The 16,341-nt window shown below is 70.9% G+C and carries 16 protein-coding genes; 7 read left to right on the plus strand and 9 right to left on the minus strand.

What is annotated here, in order from left to right; translation table 11 throughout:
- Positions 1-57 precede the first annotated feature (57 nt).
- On the minus strand, positions 58-1,173 hold the full coding sequence (locus SVTN_RS14050; protein ID WP_041129399.1) for an ROK family transcriptional regulator: 1,116 nt from the start codon (positions 1,171-1,173) through the stop codon (positions 58-60).
- 56 nt (positions 1,174-1,229) lie between these two features.
- On the opposite strand from SVTN_RS14050, the gene SVTN_RS14055 reads away from it, so the two are divergent.
- Complete coding sequence (locus SVTN_RS14055) at positions 1,230-2,306, plus strand: Gfo/Idh/MocA family oxidoreductase (protein WP_041129400.1); 1,077 nt, start codon at positions 1,230-1,232, stop codon at positions 2,304-2,306.
- A gap of 107 nt (positions 2,307-2,413) precedes the next feature.
- On the opposite strand, the gene SVTN_RS14060 is transcribed toward SVTN_RS14055, so the two are convergent.
- The 4 genes from SVTN_RS14060 to SVTN_RS14075 all read right to left on the minus strand — a co-directional run bounded on the left by SVTN_RS14060 (position 2,414) and on the right by SVTN_RS14075 (position 5,170).
- Complete coding sequence (locus SVTN_RS14060; protein WP_041129401.1) at positions 2,414-3,271, minus strand: fumarylacetoacetate hydrolase family protein; 858 nt, start codon at positions 3,269-3,271, stop codon at positions 2,414-2,416.
- Positions 3,272-3,408: 137 nt separating this feature from the next.
- Positions 3,409-4,131 carry a YidC/Oxa1 family membrane protein insertase gene (locus SVTN_RS14065; protein ID WP_041129402.1) on the minus strand — a complete coding sequence of 241 codons (723 nt, stop codon included), beginning with the start codon at positions 4,129-4,131 and terminating at the stop codon, positions 3,409-3,411.
- Between the two features lie 92 nt (positions 4,132-4,223).
- A complete protein-coding gene (locus SVTN_RS14070) occupies positions 4,224-4,520 on the minus strand; it encodes a DUF6412 domain-containing protein (RefSeq protein ID WP_041129403.1) in 297 nt (98 codons plus the stop codon).
- 110 nt (positions 4,521-4,630) lie between these two features.
- A complete protein-coding gene (locus SVTN_RS14075; RefSeq protein ID WP_425428972.1) occupies positions 4,631-5,170 on the minus strand; it encodes a winged helix-turn-helix transcriptional regulator in 540 nt (179 codons plus the stop codon).
- 83 nt (positions 5,171-5,253) lie between these two features.
- On the opposite strand from SVTN_RS14075, the gene SVTN_RS14080 reads away from it, so the two are divergent.
- Positions 5,254-6,621 carry an MFS transporter gene (locus tag SVTN_RS14080; protein WP_041129405.1) on the plus strand — a complete coding sequence of 456 codons (1,368 nt, stop codon included), beginning with the start codon at positions 5,254-5,256 and terminating at the stop codon, positions 6,619-6,621.
- Here SVTN_RS14080 and SVTN_RS14085 read toward each other — a convergent pair.
- Complete coding sequence (locus SVTN_RS14085) at positions 6,610-7,407, minus strand: class E sortase (protein WP_281192363.1); 798 nt, start codon at positions 7,405-7,407, stop codon at positions 6,610-6,612. The genes SVTN_RS14080 and SVTN_RS14085 overlap by 12 nt on opposite strands.
- A gap of 63 nt (positions 7,408-7,470) precedes the next feature.
- Between SVTN_RS14085 and SVTN_RS14090 the strand changes: the two genes are divergently transcribed.
- The 4 genes from SVTN_RS14090 (at position 7,471) to SVTN_RS14105 (ending at position 11,572) form a co-directional block, all read left to right on the plus strand.
- Positions 7,471-8,466, plus strand: a complete 996-nt coding sequence (locus SVTN_RS14090; RefSeq protein ID WP_041129406.1) for an SEC-C domain-containing protein — start codon at positions 7,471-7,473, stop codon at positions 8,464-8,466.
- A gap of 70 nt (positions 8,467-8,536) precedes the next feature.
- Positions 8,537-8,965, plus strand: coding sequence for a very short patch repair endonuclease (locus tag SVTN_RS14095; protein ID WP_052499664.1), 429 nt, complete (start codon positions 8,537-8,539; stop codon positions 8,963-8,965).
- On the plus strand, positions 8,962-9,948 hold the full coding sequence (locus SVTN_RS14100; RefSeq protein ID WP_041129408.1) for a DNA cytosine methyltransferase: 987 nt from the start codon (positions 8,962-8,964) through the stop codon (positions 9,946-9,948). The genes SVTN_RS14095 and SVTN_RS14100 overlap by 4 nt, the downstream gene beginning before the upstream one ends.
- A 46-nt stretch (positions 9,949-9,994) precedes the next feature.
- Positions 9,995-11,572 carry a DNA cytosine methyltransferase gene (locus SVTN_RS14105; protein ID WP_245727536.1) on the plus strand — a complete coding sequence of 526 codons (1,578 nt, stop codon included), beginning with the start codon at positions 9,995-9,997 and terminating at the stop codon, positions 11,570-11,572.
- 18 nt (positions 11,573-11,590) lie between these two features.
- Here the strand turns inward: SVTN_RS14105 and SVTN_RS14110 are convergent, their stop codons facing one another.
- Genes SVTN_RS14110 through SVTN_RS14120 form a run of 3 tightly spaced genes read right to left on the minus strand, consistent with a single transcriptional unit; the run spans position 11,591 to position 15,585 of the window.
- Positions 11,591-12,445 carry a DUF6339 family protein gene (locus SVTN_RS14110; protein ID WP_041129409.1) on the minus strand — a complete coding sequence of 285 codons (855 nt, stop codon included), beginning with the start codon at positions 12,443-12,445 and terminating at the stop codon, positions 11,591-11,593.
- A complete protein-coding gene (locus SVTN_RS14115; RefSeq protein WP_041129410.1) occupies positions 12,442-13,437 on the minus strand; it encodes a hypothetical protein in 996 nt (331 codons plus the stop codon). Before SVTN_RS14115 ends, SVTN_RS14110 begins: the two co-directional genes overlap by 4 nt.
- A gap of 3 nt (positions 13,438-13,440) precedes the next feature.
- The gene (locus SVTN_RS14120; protein WP_041129411.1) at positions 13,441-15,585 is read right to left on the minus strand and encodes a helix-turn-helix domain-containing protein; all 2,145 of its coding nucleotides are present in this window, start codon (positions 15,583-15,585) and stop codon (positions 13,441-13,443) included.
- A 599-nt stretch (positions 15,586-16,184) separates the two neighbouring features.
- Between SVTN_RS14120 and SVTN_RS46135 the strand changes: the two genes are divergently transcribed.
- Positions 16,185-16,307, plus strand: coding sequence for a hypothetical protein (locus SVTN_RS46135; RefSeq protein WP_281192364.1), 123 nt, complete (start codon positions 16,185-16,187; stop codon positions 16,305-16,307).
- The last annotated feature ends 34 nt before the right edge of the window (positions 16,308-16,341 follow it).

Consider the following 16,341-nt stretch of genomic DNA (forward strand, 5'->3'; position numbering starts at 1 on the left):
TTCCGATGATCGGAAGATCCGCTCCCTGTTTCGCTTCCCGAACGCCGGGGCGTCGGCTCACTTCCCGAACACCGGCGCCAGGGTCAGCCACGCCGCGCCCTCCGCCACCGCGTCCCGGCCGGTCGCGAGGCCCACGGGGGCCGTCAGGCCGAGGCCGGCCAGGACCCCCCGTACCCCCTCCGCGAAGACCTCCGGCGCGGCGAGCACCACCCGCCCGCCCAGGAGGACCTGGTCGATGTCGAGGAGCCGGACGAGGTTGGCCGCGCCCGTGCCCAGGATCCGCGCGGCCTCGGCGAGTTCGCCGCGCGCGACCGCCGCCAGGCACAGGACCTCCAGGCAGCCGCGCCCGCCGCACCCGCACGGCGGCCCGTCGAGCTGGACGGTCTGGTGGCCGAGCTCGCCCGCCCCGGTCCTGTCCCCGCGCAGCGGCGCGCCGCCGAGGACGAGGCCGGCGCCGAGCCCCGTACCGAGGTGGACGTAGGCGAAGGAGCCGGGGGCGGCGGGGCGCAGGGCAAGGCGGAGGGCGGCGGCGTTGGTGTCCTTGTCGAGGACGACGGGCAGCCCGAGGCGCGCCGCCAGCTCGTCCCGTACGGGATGCCCGGCCCACTCGGGGAAGCCGGTCACCCGGCCGGGCACCCCGGCGCGGTGGTCCAGGGGCCCGGGCATGGCGAGGCCGACGCCGAGGACGGTGGCACCCGTCGCGACTCCGACGACGCCGGCGCCCGTCGCGGCTCCGAGGGCGGTGGCGCCCGTCGCGACTCCGCCCAGCAGCGCCCGTACCTCCTCCGTCACCGCGTCCAGGACCGGCCCCGCCCCCGCTCCGAGGTCCACGGGGCGGCGGCGGAGGGCGAGGACCGTGCCCGCGAGGTCGGTGAGGAGGGCCGTCAGCTCGTCGCGGTCGAGGTGGACGCCGACGGCGTACGCGGCGGAGGGCACCAGGCGCAGGACCGTACGGGGCTTGCCGCCGGTCGAGGCGCGGTGGCCGGCCTCCACGGCGAGGCCCTCGGCCCGGAGCCGCGCGGTGATCTTGCTGACGGCCTGCGGGGTGAGCCCGGTCCGCTCGGCCAGTTCCAGGCGGCTGATCCCGGTCTCCCCCGCCGTGCGCAGCAGGTCAAGCACGAGCGCCGCGTTGGGGCTGCGCGGGGCCGGTACCTGCGCGTTCTCTTTCCTCACTCCCCCATTGTGGCCGCTGCTTGCACTTTGGCAACAGCGTTGCTTAAGTGGAGGGCATGACCGCCCCGCTCCGCGTCGGACTCGTCGGCTACGGCCTCGCGGGCTCCGTCTTCCACGCCCCGCTGATCGCCGCCTCCGAGGACCTCGTCCTCGCCGCCGTCACCACCGGCAACCCCGAGCGGGCCGCCGAGGCCCGCGCCGCCCACCCCGGCGTCCGGGTCGCCGCCCGCCCCGAGGAGCTGTGGGAACAGGGGGCGTCCGCCGACCTCGACCTGATCGTCGTCGCCTCCCCCAACAAGACGCACGTCGCCGTCGCCACGGCCGCCCTGGAGGCCGGTCTCCCGGTCGTCGTCGACAAGCCGCTCGCCGGGACCGCCGCCGAGGCCCGCGCGCTCGCCGCCCTCGCCGAGGAGCGCGGCCTGCTGCTGTCGGTCTTCCAGAACCGCCGCTGGGACAGCGACTTCCGCACTCTGCGCCGACTCCTCGACGAGGGCGCGCTCGGCAAGGTCCAGCGCTTCGAGTCCCGCTTCGAGCGGTGGCGGCCGCACCCCAAGGGCGGCTGGCGCGAGTCGGGGGCGCCCGAGGAGATCGGCGGGCTGCTGTACGACCTGGGCAGCCACGTCGTCGACCAGGCGCTCGTGCTCTTCGGGCCGGTGGTGTCGGTGTACGCCGAGTCGGACGTGCGCCGGCCGGGCGCCGAGGCCGACGACGACACGTTCCTCGCGCTCACCCATGCGAACGGGGTCCGCTCCCACCTGTACGTGAGCGCCACCGCCGCCCAGCTCGGCCCCCGCTTCCGGGTGCTCGGGCAGAGCGCCGGCTTCGTGAAGTACGGCCTCGACCCCCAGGAGGCCGACCTCCGCGAGGGGCTGCGCCCCGGGCCGGGTGCGGCCTGGGGCGTGGAGCCCGAGGGGCTGTGGGGCCGGATCGGGGCCGGGGAGTCGCCGCTGACCGGCGGCGGCATTCCGGTGGAGTCGCTGCCCGGCGACTACCCGGCGTACTACGCGGCCGTCGCCGCCGCGGTGCGCGGCACCGGCGAGAACCCGGTCACCGCGCACGAGGCGGCCGCCGCCCTGGACGTCCTGGAGGCGGCACGGCAGTCGGCCGACGAGGGCCGCGTGGTCTCTCTGTAACCGCCTTCGGGGCACTGCCCGTCAGGCGCCCTTGAGCTCTAGGGCGCCTGTCCGGCGGTCAGGCGCTCTCGACCCGCTTGCCGTCAGGTGCCCTCGAGCCCTTGCCGTCAGGCGCCCTTGAGCTCCTGCCGCTGCCGGCCGAGGCCCTCGACCTCCAGTTCGACGACGTCACCGGGGCGCAGGTACGGCTTGGGCTCGGGCTGGCCCATGGCGACGCCCGCGGGCGTACCGGTGTTGATGATGTCGCCCGGGTACAGGGTCATGAACCGGCTGACGTACCGGACGACCTCCGCGACCGGGAAGATCTGGTCCGAGGTGTGGCCGTCCTGCTTGAGCTCGCCGTTGACCCACAGCTTCAGGCCGAGGTCCTGCGGGTCGGGCACCTCGTCGGCGGTGACGAGCCAGGGGCCGAGCGGGTTGAAGGTCTCGCAGTTCTTGCCCTTGTCCCAGGTGCCGCAGCGCTCGATCTGCCACTCGCGCTCGGAGACGTCGTGGGCGACGGCGTACCCGGCGACGTGCGCGAGGGCCTCCTCGTCGGTCTCCAGGTAGCGGGCGGTGCGGCCGATGACGATCGCGAGCTCCACCTCCCAGTCGGTCTTCACCGAGCCGCGCGGTACGAGCACGGTGTCGTCCGGGCCGACGACGGTGTCGGCGGCTTTGAGGAAGACGACGGGCTCGGCGGGGGCGGCCTGACCGGTCTCGGCGGCGTGCCCGTGGTAGTTGAGCCCGATGCACACGACCTTGCCGATCCGGGCGACCGGCGGGCCGACGCGCAGCCCGGTGGCGTCGAGCGCGGGCAGCACGCCGGCGGCCGCCGCGCCCCGGATGCGGTCGAGGGCGGAGGCGTCGGCGAGCAGACTGCCGTCGATGTCGTCGACGAGGGCGGACAGGTCTCGGAGCGTTCCGTCCTGGTCGAGCAGGGCGGGACGCTCGGCTCCCGCCGGACCGACACGCAGCAGCTTCATGGTCTTCTCCCTGTGGTCGAGGTGGGCCCGGAAGGGCCCTGAGGGTGCCCCGGCCGATGGAGTGCGGCCATCGGAGGATTGGTCGATCCTCCAAGAGAACGGGTCAGTCTGCAAGACCCCGTTCACACACTGGACCCTTACGCGGCGGTAACCACGCTCGCGGCCTGAGGCATGTCCCGGTAGAGGAAGGCCCGCTCGACAGCGGTCCAGGTGGTGCTGGTGACGATGTAGAGCGCGGCGGCGAGCGGCACGACCGCGACGGAGATCAGGGTCGCGAAGGAGAGCAGCGGCAGGTACCGGGCCATGCCGGCGGCCACCGCGGCCCCCGGCTGGCCGGGCTCGACCGCGACCGGCGCCGGCTGCCGCCTGGCCCGGAGGTAGTTGTACGTGGCGACGGCGCCGACGATCGCGAAGAGCACGAGGTAGACGAGGCCGGCCGGGCCGAAGACGCCGCCGTGGGCGAGGGCGTCGGCGTAGTGGTCGCCGAGCGGGGCGGCGAAGAGACTGTGCCCGGCCATCCGCCCGCTGGAGAAGAGATGGAACATCAGGAAGAACGCGGGCGCCTGGAGCAGGCTGGGCAGGCAGCCGGCGAGCGGCGACACCTTCTCCTCGGCGTGCAGCTCCGCGATCGCCTTCTGCATCCGCTCGGGGTTCTTGGCGTGCTTCTTCCGGATCGCGGCGAGCTGCGGGGCGAGCCGGGTGCGGGCCTTCTGGCCGCGGGCGGCGGCGCGGGAGAGGGGGTGGACCGCGGCCCGTACGAGCAGGGTGAAGAGGACGATCGCGGCGGCGGTGGCGGTGGTGGAAAAGAGCGGCTGGAGCAGGTCGGCGAGCCGCTCGACCAGGGAAGCGAAGACGTTCAAGGGAGCCCTCCGTGGGGTCTCGTCGTGCCGGAAGCGAGGAATTTCGGCATGACGGATCCGCGAGAGGTGCTTGAACGTGCTGGGCAGGCTCCCTACGCGGCCGTCGGGAGGGGACGGCCGGGAGCGCGGGGTCTGCGGCGCCCGGCGGCGTCGGGGTCGCGCTGGGGCAGGAAGGCGGTGCGCCGCTCGCGGTCGCGTATGGCGGTGCGGACGGCGGTGGGCGGCACGGCGGGGGCCGTACGGGCGCCGAAGAGGGCGCAGACGACGCCGGTGGCAGCGAGGGCGACGGCGGCGGAGAGGCTCGCGCCGTCGGAGAGGAGCAGGTCGGCGAGGGCGAGCAGGAAGAACAGGGGCGCGATGATGCGCAGGACCAGGGCCCTGATGGTCATCCCGTCACCTCCTCCTCTCGACCTGCCGACTGCCTGTCGACCGTCTCAGGAAGAGGACGCACGGGGAAACCGGGAAGTTCCCGCCCTCCCCGCGGGATTCTCCGCGGGGTTCAGGAGGCCGCCGGCTCCAGGGGGACGAGGAGGCGGCGGGGCCGGAGGAGGGCGCGGCTGACGGGATCGGCGGGGTCCGGGTCGACTCCGGCGCCGGGCCGCATCTCGATGTCGGCGGGGGGCACGGGGATCCGGCAGGCCGGGCACTCGCCGTACGGTCCGAGCTCCGTGCCGCAGTCGACGTGGTGGAAGTGGCGCACGGGCACGGCGCCGGGCAGCTCCTCGCGCCCCCACCTCCCCAGCGCGCGCAGGACGGGCCAGAGGGCGAGGCCGCGCTCGGTGAGCACGTACTCGTCGCGCGGGGGCGACTCCTGGTAGCGGCGCCGGTCGAGGACGCCGGCGTCGACGAGGGACTGGAGGCGGGCGGCGAGGACGGCGCGGGGGATGCCGAGGTGGACGAGGAAGTCGTTGTAGCGCCGGACGCCGTAGAAGACGTCGCGGACGACGAGCAGGGTCCAGCGTTCGCCGACGACCTCCAGGGCGCGGGCGATGGAGCACTGCTGCTGGGAGTAGTCCTTGCCGAGAGCCATGGGACCCATCGTACCCACCGCGAGTTCAATGAACGAACTTTGCTGCTACCGTAAGGTTCATTCACCGAACCTAAGAGGTGGAGGTCCCTGCCATGCCCACACTCGCCACCACGACCCACGCCACCCGGGGCACCCGCACCAGCCGCCCACGGGCCACCCTCTCCGTCACGGCGGCCGCCACCGCGGTGGCGCTGATGAACTACACGGCCCCGATGCTGACCCTCCCGGACATGGCCGCCGCGTTCGGGACCCCGGCGTCGGCGCAGGCCTGGCTGCTCAACGGCACCCCGCTCGGCCTGGCCGTCCTCCTCCTGGTGGCGGGCAGCCTCGCGGACGCGCACGGACGGCGCCGGATCTTCCTCCTGGGCACGCTCACACTCGGCCTCACCACGGCGCTCGGCACCTTCGCCGGCTCGACGCTCACCTTCACCGCGGCCCGGATCGCCCAGGGCGCGGCGAGCGCGGCCGTCCTGGCGGGCAGCCTGGGCCTGCTGGCCCACGCGTACCCGGCGGGCCGGGACCGGATCAGGGCGACCGGCATCTGGGGCGCGTCGGTCAGCGGAGGCATCGCCCTGGGCCCGCTGCTCGCGGGGGCGCTGAGCCTGGCGGACTGGCGCCTGGCGTACGGGACGCTGGGGGCGGCGGCACTGGCGATCGCAGGGGCAGGGGCACGGACACTGCCGAAGGAAACGAAGCCCTCAGGGGCACCCCGCCCAGACATGACAGGAGCTCTGACCCTCGGCCTGTCCCTGACGGCACTGCTCACCGCCCTCACCCTCGGCCGGGACGGCTGGCTGCGCCCCCAGGTGGGCCTCCTGCTCCTGGCATCGGCGGCTCTGACAACACTGTTCGTGCTGGTGGAGCACCGAAGCCGCACTCCCATGATCGACCTGACGCTGCTGCGGAGGCCCGCGTTCCTGGCGTCGACGCTGGGGGCGCTGTTCACGGGCCTGGCGGTGATCGGCCTGTTCAGCGTGGTGCCGGCACTGCTCCAGAGCGGGGCAGGGATGTCACCCCTCGCCTCGGCGCTGCTGTTCCTCCTCTGGTCGGGCACGGCGTTCGTGGCGGCGCTGCAGGCACGCCGCCTGGCGGGCCGGCTCTCCGCCGCGTACCAACTGACTGCAGGCTTCGCCCTGTCGGCAGCGGGGATCCTCGCCCTCCTCGGCGCCCTGGAAGGCCCGTGGCCGCGCCTCCTCCCGGGCCTCCTGGTGGCGGGCGCGGGCAGCGGCCTCCTCAACGCGGCACTGCCCCGGCTCGCGGTCGACTCGGTACCGCCGGAGCGGGCGGCGATGGGCTCGGGCGCCAACAACACCGCCCGCTACATCGGCTCCTCGGCGGGGGTGGCCCTGACACTGGCCCTGGTGAAGACGGACCCGAACACGGCACTGCTGGTCTCGGCGGGACTGGCGGCGACGGGAGCGGCACTCACGCTCGTACTGGGACGCGGATCATCTCGCTGACACGAGCTTCGCCCAGACGACGAGCCGATAGGTGCTGGTGAACTCGGGGGTGCAGGTGGTGAGGGTGAGATAGGCGCCGGGAGCGTCGTACCCGTAAGAGGGCTTGACGAGGGACCGAGGAACGGCCCGGATGACCCCCACATCACGGGGAGAGGTCGCGGGCAACACAAGATCAACGCGATAGACGAAGGTACGCGCACGCGTGCGCACGAAAATCCGATCCCCGGGGCCGAGCCGATTGACATACCGAAACGGCTCACCATGCGTATTCCGATGCCCGGCCAGCGCAAAGTTCCCCACACGCCCGGGCGCACCGGTACCGGGGTAGTGCCCGACGTACCCCTTGTCGAGTACGGACCGCTTGGAGATGCCTTCGGCGACGGGGACGGTGAGCCCGAGCCGGGGGATACGGAGGACGGCGAAGGCTGCGGAGGGAGCGGGCGCGGGAGGCACGGTGGCGCGCGGGGAACCGGACTCGACGACAGGCTCGGGCTCGACGGCCTCCACGGGATCGACGGGATCGACGGGATCGACGGGATCGACAGAATCACCAGGATCGACGGGGGGAGAAACATCCCACTCCCGCTCAAGAACACGCACCTGATCGCGGGCCTCGGCGCGGGCCTGCTGGTTGGTCCACCACAGCTGGTGGACGACGAGAAGCAGAACGAGAACCCCGCAGGTGACGAAGGCCTCGGCGGACACCCACAGCACACGCGCACCGGCGGAACGCCGCCCCCGCGTCTGGACGACCACCGGCACCCGCTGCCCCACCCTGGCCCACACGCGGGGCACGATAAGGGCTGAGGCACCAACTCTCCAGGCCCGTACAGCAGTACGGTGAAGGGCATGCGCCCTGACACGCCTGCCGCCCACACCACCGAAGCCGAGCGTCTGCTGCGCACCGCAGCGCAGTACCCGGGAGACCGGGAACCCCTCTATCTCCAGGCCGCGGCCCACCGGGAACTGGCGGGAGACCGCGAGGGCGCGACGGCCCTCTACGACGCCCTCCTCGCCTCCGACCCCGCGAACCCGCACCTGATCAGGGCGCTGAAGGCGGCGAACCTGTGGGAGTACGGCCACGAGGCCGAGGCACGGGCGATCATCGAGGGCGTGCGACGGGCGAAGCCCACGGACGCGACAGCGTGGGAGATCACAGCGGAAACGCTGGAAGCACACGATGAACTGGAGGAGGCGGAGTCAACCCTGACGGAAGCAGCAGCCCTCCTGGCAAGCCCGGAAGACCTCCCCCACGCAACCCAGTCCCTCCTGATCACCCGCCACCGGATCCGCCGCATGCTGGCACGGGAACACGACGCCTGGGACGTACGGGCGGACCGCCTGCACACGGGCACGGTGGGGCTGGACGAACTCCACGACCCGAAGCGCCTGTGGTCGCTGGGCTCGTCGGACCCGGCGGAACTCCAGGCGGAGATCGCCCGCCTCCGCTCGGAACTGGGCACCTACCGCACGGCCCTCTCCCGCCCGTTCCCGGTCGCGGTCCTCCACTGGCCGGAACGGGAACTGGACGAGCTCCTGGCGGCGTACCCGGAACTGGAGGCGGAGTACCCCACGTACCGAGCCCACCTGACAGACATCGAGGCCTCCCTCCGCGAACTCGCAGCCGCCGGCACCCCCAACCTGGGCATCGTCCGAGCCACGGTCCCCTCCTACGAAGCCTTCGCCGCCTCAGAATCCACCCACCCCTCCAACGCGGACCTCCTCCCCCAGTACGCCACGACCCTGGCGGCCCGCGGCCGCGCAACTGCCTGGCCTCCGGCCAGGACGGCAGAGTGCTGGTGCGGCTCGGGCCGGACGTACGGGGAGTGCCACGGGGCGGAGTGACACACCAGACCTCCGGCAGAATGCAGGTGTGCCCGAAGCCGTTCCGTCCTCCCCCGCCGTCTCGGCCCGCATGAGTAGGCAGGCCAGCAAGGACACTGCCGCCGAGCTCGCGGTCCGTCGCCTACTGCATGCGGCCGGCCTGCGCTACCGCGTCGAGTTCCCGGTGCCGGGCATGGCCCGACGACGGATCGATGTCGCCTTCACCTCCGTGAAAGTAGCCGTACTGATCGACGGCTGCTTCTGGCACGGCTGCCCCGAGCACGCCACGCAGCCGAAGGCGAACGCCGAGTGGTGGCGGCAGAAACTCGATCGCAACATGGCCCGCGACAAGGAGACGACCGAGCACCTGGAGGCCCAGGGGTGGGTGGTCCTGCGGTTCTGGGAACACATGCCGGCGGACGAGGTCGCCACAACCGTACGGGCCGCGGTGGACCGGGAGCGACTGAGGCGCACCGCCCCGCAGCACGGCGGTCGGAAAGAACAGGCAGAAGACGGATGAGTGATCGGCTTCGCTTCGTCGATGTCTGCTCCGGTGCCGGCGGGTTGGCCTCGGGGCTGGAGAGCGCGGGCTTCTCGCCCGTCCTCCTCCTCGACCACAAACCTCAGGCGTGCGAGACCCTATTGACCAACAGGCCGCAGTGGAACGTGATCTGTGAGGACCTGATCTCATTTCTTCCGGACGAGCACCCGGAGACCTTCGACGTCGATCTTCTGTCGGCCGGTCTCCCGCGGGTGAAGGCCTCAGCCGCCGTGGGCCGCGCCGACAGCGATCAGGAACTGAGGCTCCTCACCGCCACGATCTATCTCGTCCACTCGATCCAGCCACGTGCCCTGTTGTTGGAGAATCTGCCCGCACTCGTCGACTCCCCGACGTATGCCGGCATTCGCGATTTCGTCCGGGCGGAACTCACGCATCTCGGTTATCGACTGTGCTGGTTCGTGCTCGACGCGGCGGATTTCGGGGTGCCGCAGGAACGCCGGCAGGGCGTTCTCGTGGCGCTCAAGGAACCGTGGTTCGACGCCTTCACGCCGCCCGAGCCGACGGTGGAAGAGCCTGTCCCGGTGGGTCGTGTCCTGCTCCCGTCCATGAGGTCCCGGGGTTGGCATGACGCCGAGGCCTGGGCGGCCCAGGCGTCGGCCGTGGCTCCGACATTGGTCGGAGGCTCAGAGAACCGCGGCGGTGCGGACCTCGGGCCGTCGGGCACGAAGCGGGCTTGGGCGCGCATGGGGGTGAACGGCGGCTCACTGGCCGACGAGGTGCCGGGGGTGGAGTACGTGTGGCCGCGCTCGGACGACCCTGCTCAGATGGTGAAGATCACAGTGGACCAGGCGGCCCTTCTGCAGTCCTTCCCGCCGGATTGGCGGATCATGGGTCGGAAGACGGCCCGGTACCGGCAGATCGGTCATGCCACGCCCCCACCGGTGGGTAGGGCACTCGGTGCTGCCATCGCGACCGCCCTGCGCTCTGTCCACAGGGCGTAGCCGAGGCGCAGTGGGCACCCCGGCTCGCCGGCTAGACTTCGGGCCCATGAGTCACGTCGAAATGCAACACTCCTCACCGGCGAAGTTCCGCATTCTGGACCTCTTCGCAGGTCCCGGTGGGCTCGATGTGGCTGCGCATGTCCTCGGGCACGAGGTGACGGGCATCGAGTGGGACGCCGGAGCATGTGCGACCCGCGCCAAGGCGGGGATGGACACCTTCCAGGGCGACGTCCGCCGGTACCGTGCCGCCTTCTTCCCGCATGCCCAGGTGCTGACCGGTGGGCCGCCGTGCCAGACCTTCACCGTCGCCGGGCACGGCGCGGGTCGCAGGGCACTGGACGACGTTCTCCGGTACATCGATCGCCTGCACACGGCCGTGCACAACACCGCTGATCACCCCGACCGGCTGACGGCCTGGACGCAGGTCTTCCGCACCTGGCGGCAGATCCACGAGGAGCTCAGGCGCAAGGAGGTCGAGGCCAAGGCGCTCAAGGCCGAGAAGCGGGCGGTGGAGCAGTCCAGGACCGAGATGCGCAAGGCCATGCGTAAGAGACTCGAGGAACTGGGGAACTCGACGGACGAGGCGAAGCGGATCCTGAAGGAGCTCAAGGCGCCCCAGACCCTCGAATTCCCGGATGCCGAGCTGACCGGGCTGCTGAAGGAATTCGGCGATCTGGACGGCGTGCTCGAAAAGCTGAAGGTCAAGCTCGAGGAGCTGGGCGACGAGCGGACGGGACTCGTCCTGCAGCCCCTGTGGTGGATCATCGAGCGGAGCAGGCGGCCCGGGGCGGCGGCCTACGAGGCCGTCATCCTGGAGCAGGTGCCGGCAGTGATGCGCGTGTGGGAGGAGTACGCCGCGGTGCTCGACACCCTCGGATACCGGACCGCGACACAGTTCCTGCACACCGAGGCGTTCGGCGTTCCCCAGACCCGCCGGCGCGCGGTGCTGATGGCCAGGCTCGGCGGGTCCGGCCGTGATCCTCTTCCGCAGGTGGAGGAGACCCACGAGCTGTATCACCGCCGTGCTTCTCGCACCCGGCCGTCGAAAGCGGACCACCACGCCGACACACTGCCTCTGGACAACGCCGGGAACGAGAACGACGGGACCCGGAGGAAGCCCGAGAAGTGGATCTCCATGGAGACCGCGCTGAAGAACGCCCAGCTGTTCTCGGGCGGCCAGGTGCGCCTCCGTCCCCCGTTCACGGTCGTCTCCAACTACGGGACCGGCGGTGTGCCGGAGGCTCGTGGTCGGCGTGACCACGACGCCCCTTCCGCCACGATCACCGGAAAGGTGTCCCGGAACCGCGTGGTCCACCAGGGCACCGACACGGACCTCGACGACGAGCTCGACCGTTTCAACAATGCCGAGGCAGGGGTGCTGCAGACGTTCCCCGCCGCATATCCGTGGGATGGCAACGACGTGTCCCAGCAGATCGGCAACGCCGTGCCCCCCAGGCTCGCCCTGCACGTGCTGCGACACGTGCTCGAACCCGACCTGGACGAGAACGAGGTGACGGAACGGCTGAAGCGGGGGGTCGAGGACCTGGTCGCCTGGCAACCCACGCGGACGGTGAAGCCCCTCGACCACCGCGGTCTGAAGGGTCACCCGCTCACCGGCAGGTGACCCTCCGCCTCAGTCCTGCTAGGCCCGACCTCTGACCGGAGCCGTCTCGAACAGATCGGTGAAGAAGTCGGTGAGTGCGGTCACCGAGGCCTCCGGGACGGGCTCCTCGTCGGGCCCGTCCGGCAGGGAATGCCGCGGGACCGAGGGCGCGGTCTCGGCCTCCGCCACCCACCGACGCAACACCTCGGGGTCGCGCGGCGCGTCCGGGGCCAGCGCGTCGTAGACGAGAGTCGCTCCGGCAGCGTTGATCGCCGTCATGAGGCCCTCGATCTCCCGGCCGGTGGTGGCGACACCTCGCCCCAGGACACGTACCAGAGCCTGGGCCGTGGGTCGGTGGTCGATGAGATCCCGCCGCAGGGCGGAGTGGATCAGGTCCTGGTTGGCGCAGGCCGCCTCGACCGGGGAGTAGTCGCCCCCGTTGCGGAACATCTCGGCCGCCCACCACAGCCGCGAGAAGCACTGCCGATCGAGTGCGCCCTTGAAGCGTTCAGGGTTGATCTTCGACTTGCTCGGAGAGAGGTGCCGCCACGCCACGTAGTCCGGGGCGACGGCCAGGGCCAGATGGGTCCACAGCCTTCGGTCCGCTGCCTCCCGCCGCGTGAGGCGGAGAGTGGCGTGGAGGCGGGGCGCCAGCCAGGCATCGGCCTGGGTCCTGTTCTCGCGGAACCCGTGCAGCGCATCCTCCACGAGTTCCCTGAGCTGTACGACATCCCAGCGGGGGTCGTCCCCCGACAGCGGTTCGACGACCTTGGCGAGGTCGACTCCGCCATGGCCCTCGACCCCCTTGAGGAGGTCCTCCGTGAGGAACGGGTCGGCCGCTGACGCGGACAGCAGGCCGAGCCGCGGAGGGAGGTGGTGCGGTTTCTCGATCATGCCTTGTCCCCTCGGTTCAGCTGCTGGAGTCCGCGCAGGGCGTTGGTGAGGGCCTTGCTCGCGCCGGCGCGCCGCACGGCCGCGTAGTGGATACGGGTCTGGAGCTCCACCCACCCCGCGTCGCCGGTGCGCCGCCGGTGAACCCGGCGGAGTGCCTCCTCCACGTGGACGCCCGGAACCACGTCCGGGAGCATCTCGCGCAGTACTTCGCCCTGCCAGTCGGTGGGGAAGACCGGCGATCCGTCGGGTTCCACCTCCAGGTCGCCCACAGAACTGTGGAACACGGCAGTCCACACGTCGGTGGCCATCTGCGCGACGAGCATCTCGTGGACCTTGCTCTCCAGCCCTCCGCTCTCGGCACCCAGCAGGTCGGAGAAGCCCTCGATGTCCGCATTGATCAGGACCGTGGGCAACCTTCCCGAGGCATCCACGATCCAGGGTGCGTCGGAGTAGGGACGCAGCCATTCCCGTGAACTCTTCGAGAAGCTCACCTGCTTCACGTCGAGGCGCAGGCCGCCGAGCGGTTCCTCCGCGACGACGTCGACGGTCCAGTCCTCATCGGTCTCCGCGATCGATCTGCCGGGCACACCGTCGACCGTGGCGACCGCCAGGGCCGCGAGCGTGGCGCGCCCGACGTGATCGTCACGGGACACCTCGACAGTGCCGGACCACTCCTTGCTCCCGGGAGCGTCCTGCCGGAGGTCGACGGCGGTGCGCACGTTCGTCTCGCCGTCGGTGAGAACGGCGAGGACACGCAGCTCGGTCCACGGGGCGTCGTCCGAGTCGGCACCGGGCGGCAGGGTGGCGGACAGGCCGATGCGGGCTGACACCCAGTCCTCGTGCTGCGCCACGCCCAGGGCGACGGTCCGTTGCTGGGTGGAGTATGCCGACGTGTCCAGATGGTCACGGTTGCCGTAGGGCAACTTGAGCGAGGCCGAGGTCACCCGGAGGGTGATCGGGCGGTTGAGTCGCTTGTACGGGTAGAACTTCATGGCTCACTCCCCCTTGCCGGCACGCAGTTCGAGCACGAGCCGTGTGAGCGCGGTACGGACCGGGTGGCTGGTGACGTCGGTGGAGCCTCTGAACACGGCGCGCCGGGCGCCAGGCGAAAAACGGAGCACGCCGTTCTCGACCTCGCAACCGTCCACGGCGACGAGTTCCGCCCAGTCGAGCCTGGGACGGCTGCCCGACCGCACGTCGAGGAGGACGGTCGGCGTCATGGTGGGGAGCTCCTCGGCACGGGGAAGCTTCACCTCGGCGGTGATCCGCCACTCCCCCGCGTCGCCGATGGAGGCCTCCAGACCGTCCAGCTCCGGAAGGGACGGCCCCGCCGCGCGGCGGGGCGTCGCGGTCTTGCGGGGGACGGTGAGCGCCTTCCGCAGCTTCGTACCACCCTCTCCGGCGGAGCGCTTCGGCTTGGCGACCAGCTCCTTCACCGCCGAGTTGACCTCGGTGGTGAGCCTGCTGATGCGGTGGTGCGCGGTGTGCGACCAGCGCAGGGTGAGCTCCTCCGTCTGCCCCCAACGGTCGTGCTCGGGCGGCTCGGCCGCACGCAGGAAGTCCTCGGCCTCCTCGACGAAGGGAACCGAGTCCCCTGCCGCGTGCCCCGTGAGGAGAACGGCCTGGAAGGCGTTGACGCCGAGGGGTAGCCCCGCGACGCCGGACTTCTTGATGGTCATCCGGTTGCCGCGCAGCGAGTGGACCTGGTTGGGGACGCCGTCCGCGTCCTCGGCGTCCGTGACGAGCAGCACGGCCTGATGCGTGCCGAGCGTGCCACGACGCCCGCCTGCGAGAGGCAGCTTGAACGGGACCGTGCGGAGCGCGACCTGACCGGCCTCCGTGAGCCGGTCCACGGTCGTGCCTTCGTAGAAGGCACGCAGGGCCCGGGTGCGGGAGGGCTGGGTGACGGTGGGGTCGACCTTCTCCTCCTCGATGACGACCTCGCCGTTGCGCAGGGTGCGCACCGAGGTCTCCAGGAGAGGGAGTCGGTTTCCGCCACCGGTCATCGCAGCCCAGAAGTCCCGTCCCAGTGCCTCGACCAGCCGTCGGTGCATGGCACGGACGTCCCGGGTCCCGTCGTCGTCGGCGCCGTCCTCGTCGTCGGCATCGAGGTCGACAGTGCCCTGGTCGAGACTGGCCACGTCATGGGCGCCGACGATGAGGAAGGAGGTGCCGGGTTCGTCGCTGTCGCGGGTGAGGTGGAGACTCGCGACCGTCTCCTCGTCCGCCCACCAGGAGCGGGCCACCTGCGCACCCGGGCTGTCCGGATCGGGGCGCCCCAGCCACGCGGGGCCCGCGTACGCCTCCCCGTCTACGGAGCGCCAGGGAAGCTCCAGTCGACCGATGACACGACGCTCGGTCCGCCCTTCGTGGGGGACGGAGAGCGTGGAGTTGATCAGGACCATGCCGAGCGCGCTGGTCGCCCAGAGCGTCGCCTTGCCGAGGCCGTAGGAACCGCCCGCGCCACGCCCGGACTTGAGGCTCTCCAGCTGGCGCCGGACAACGGCGGCGAACTTGCCGTCGTCGTAGTCGTCGCCCGTGAGGCCGGACGCGTTGTAGTCGTCGATGCGAAGGAGGACGAGCCGCCCCTTCTCGAACATGTCGCGCACGCCGGCGTCCACGACGCGTCCGACCTTCTGGTGGGAGGCGGTCTGCGAGACGGACGAGTAGTGGGGGTGAAGGTCGTCCCAGAGGATCGCCTTGCGGAAGGCATCCAGCATCTCGCCGGTGAGTTCGTGGATGGTGTACCGCACCCGCACCGGACGACCGTTCTCGGCAAGTCGCTCATCGAGACTGTTCTGACACGTCTCGCGGGCGAGCACCTGGACATCGGCATCGAAGGCGAAGGCCGCGGCATTGCCGCCGTCGCGTCCGCCGTCGTGGTAGCCGGGCCGGTGGTACCAGGTGACGGGGAGTCCGACCTGGGTGTCGGTGGTGCGCGTGTGTACGGTCCCGAGGTCCGTCCCGAGGGCCTTGGCGATCTCCACCATGACGGTCGGGCGTGGGACCGACCTCTTGGTGATCCACGCCGACACCGCGGCCCTGGTCAGGCCCAGTTCCTCCGCCAGCTCCGCCTGGGACTTGCCAGCGAGCCTGAGTTGACGGGCCAACCAGGGCCCGAACTCCTCGCCTGCCTCCACGCGACCACCCCACTCCTATCTGTGACTACGGACACGAGCAGGCTAATTTGACGCGAAAGATCTCGTCAATCAGAACTTGACACCTTCAGTCGACGGAGAGCCTTTTCAGTCTCGACCGAATTACATCAATTCACCCCGCGATGCCCGTTTTGTAATCGACCGCACGGCCGCCTGATGCGGAATCCGAAATTCCGTTGATGGAGAAATCGCGAACCACCTGGCACCCCCCGGGAATTTCCCCTACATTCAAGGAGTCGGAAAAGGCGATCCCACCCGGAAAGCCTTCGGCGAAGCACGGGATAACTGTACCCTCTTCTCCCTGACCCTTCGCCGACGCACGCCCGTAAGGACTCCACGAAAAGCCCCCGGCGGACCGGCGCAACCGGTAATAATTCTTCTGATATTTTTCACATCCGCTCGGAGTGGCCGCCTCGAACGACCGCCCGAGCGGCGATGCGACGTGCCGGAAAATGCTTTGAACAAAGGGATGGTGATTCACTGTGGATGATTCTTCGGGAGTGGCTGAGTTGTATGAATTCGTCCGTTGCCCCGCCGCCTCGAGCGGTCGGGAGTTAAGCTCCGTCCAGCTGGCTTGGAGCATGGCGTCCACCGACGTGGAACGGAAGCAGGTCACCGACGACTTCGGAACGACGAAAGAGGAGCTCAGGGAAGTCCACGGCCTCGACGTCGAACAGTATGGAACCGCCGACCACGGCGGCTGACCCCGGCCTGTGCAGAACTGTGCGGCGGGCCGGC

Source organism: Streptomyces vietnamensis (assembly GCF_000830005.1).
Classification (GTDB): domain Bacteria; phylum Actinomycetota; class Actinomycetes; order Streptomycetales; family Streptomycetaceae; genus Streptomyces; species Streptomyces vietnamensis.

Bases quoted from the DNA above. Each gene is read 5' to 3' on its own strand.
- SVTN_RS14055 (WP_041129400.1), top strand. From the start codon at position 1,230: ATGACCGCCCCGCTCCGCGTCGGACTCGTCGGCTACGGCCTCGCGGGC.
- SVTN_RS14060 (WP_041129401.1), bottom strand. From the start codon at position 3,271: ATGAAGCTGCTGCGTGTCGGTCCGGCGGGAGCCGAGCGTCCCGCCCTG.
- SVTN_RS14070 (WP_041129403.1), bottom strand. From the start codon at position 4,520: ATGACCATCAGGGCCCTGGTCCTGCGCATCATCGCGCCCCTGTTCTTC.
- SVTN_RS14075 (WP_425428972.1), bottom strand. From the start codon at position 5,170: ATGGGTCCCATGGCTCTCGGCAAGGACTACTCCCAGCAGCAGTGCTCC.
- SVTN_RS14080 (WP_041129405.1), top strand. From the start codon at position 5,254: ATGCCCACACTCGCCACCACGACCCACGCCACCCGGGGCACCCGCACC.
- SVTN_RS14090 (WP_041129406.1), top strand. From the start codon at position 7,471: ATGCGCCCTGACACGCCTGCCGCCCACACCACCGAAGCCGAGCGTCTG.
- SVTN_RS14095 (WP_052499664.1), top strand. From the start codon at position 8,537: ATGAGTAGGCAGGCCAGCAAGGACACTGCCGCCGAGCTCGCGGTCCGT.
- SVTN_RS14100 (WP_041129408.1), top strand. From the start codon at position 8,962: ATGAGTGATCGGCTTCGCTTCGTCGATGTCTGCTCCGGTGCCGGCGGG.
- SVTN_RS14105 (WP_245727536.1), top strand. From the start codon at position 9,995: ATGAGTCACGTCGAAATGCAACACTCCTCACCGGCGAAGTTCCGCATT.
- SVTN_RS14110 (WP_041129409.1), bottom strand. From the start codon at position 12,445: ATGATCGAGAAACCGCACCACCTCCCTCCGCGGCTCGGCCTGCTGTCC.
- SVTN_RS14115 (WP_041129410.1), bottom strand. From the start codon at position 13,437: ATGAAGTTCTACCCGTACAAGCGACTCAACCGCCCGATCACCCTCCGG.
- SVTN_RS46135 (WP_281192364.1), top strand. From the start codon at position 16,185: ATGGCGTCCACCGACGTGGAACGGAAGCAGGTCACCGACGACTTCGGA.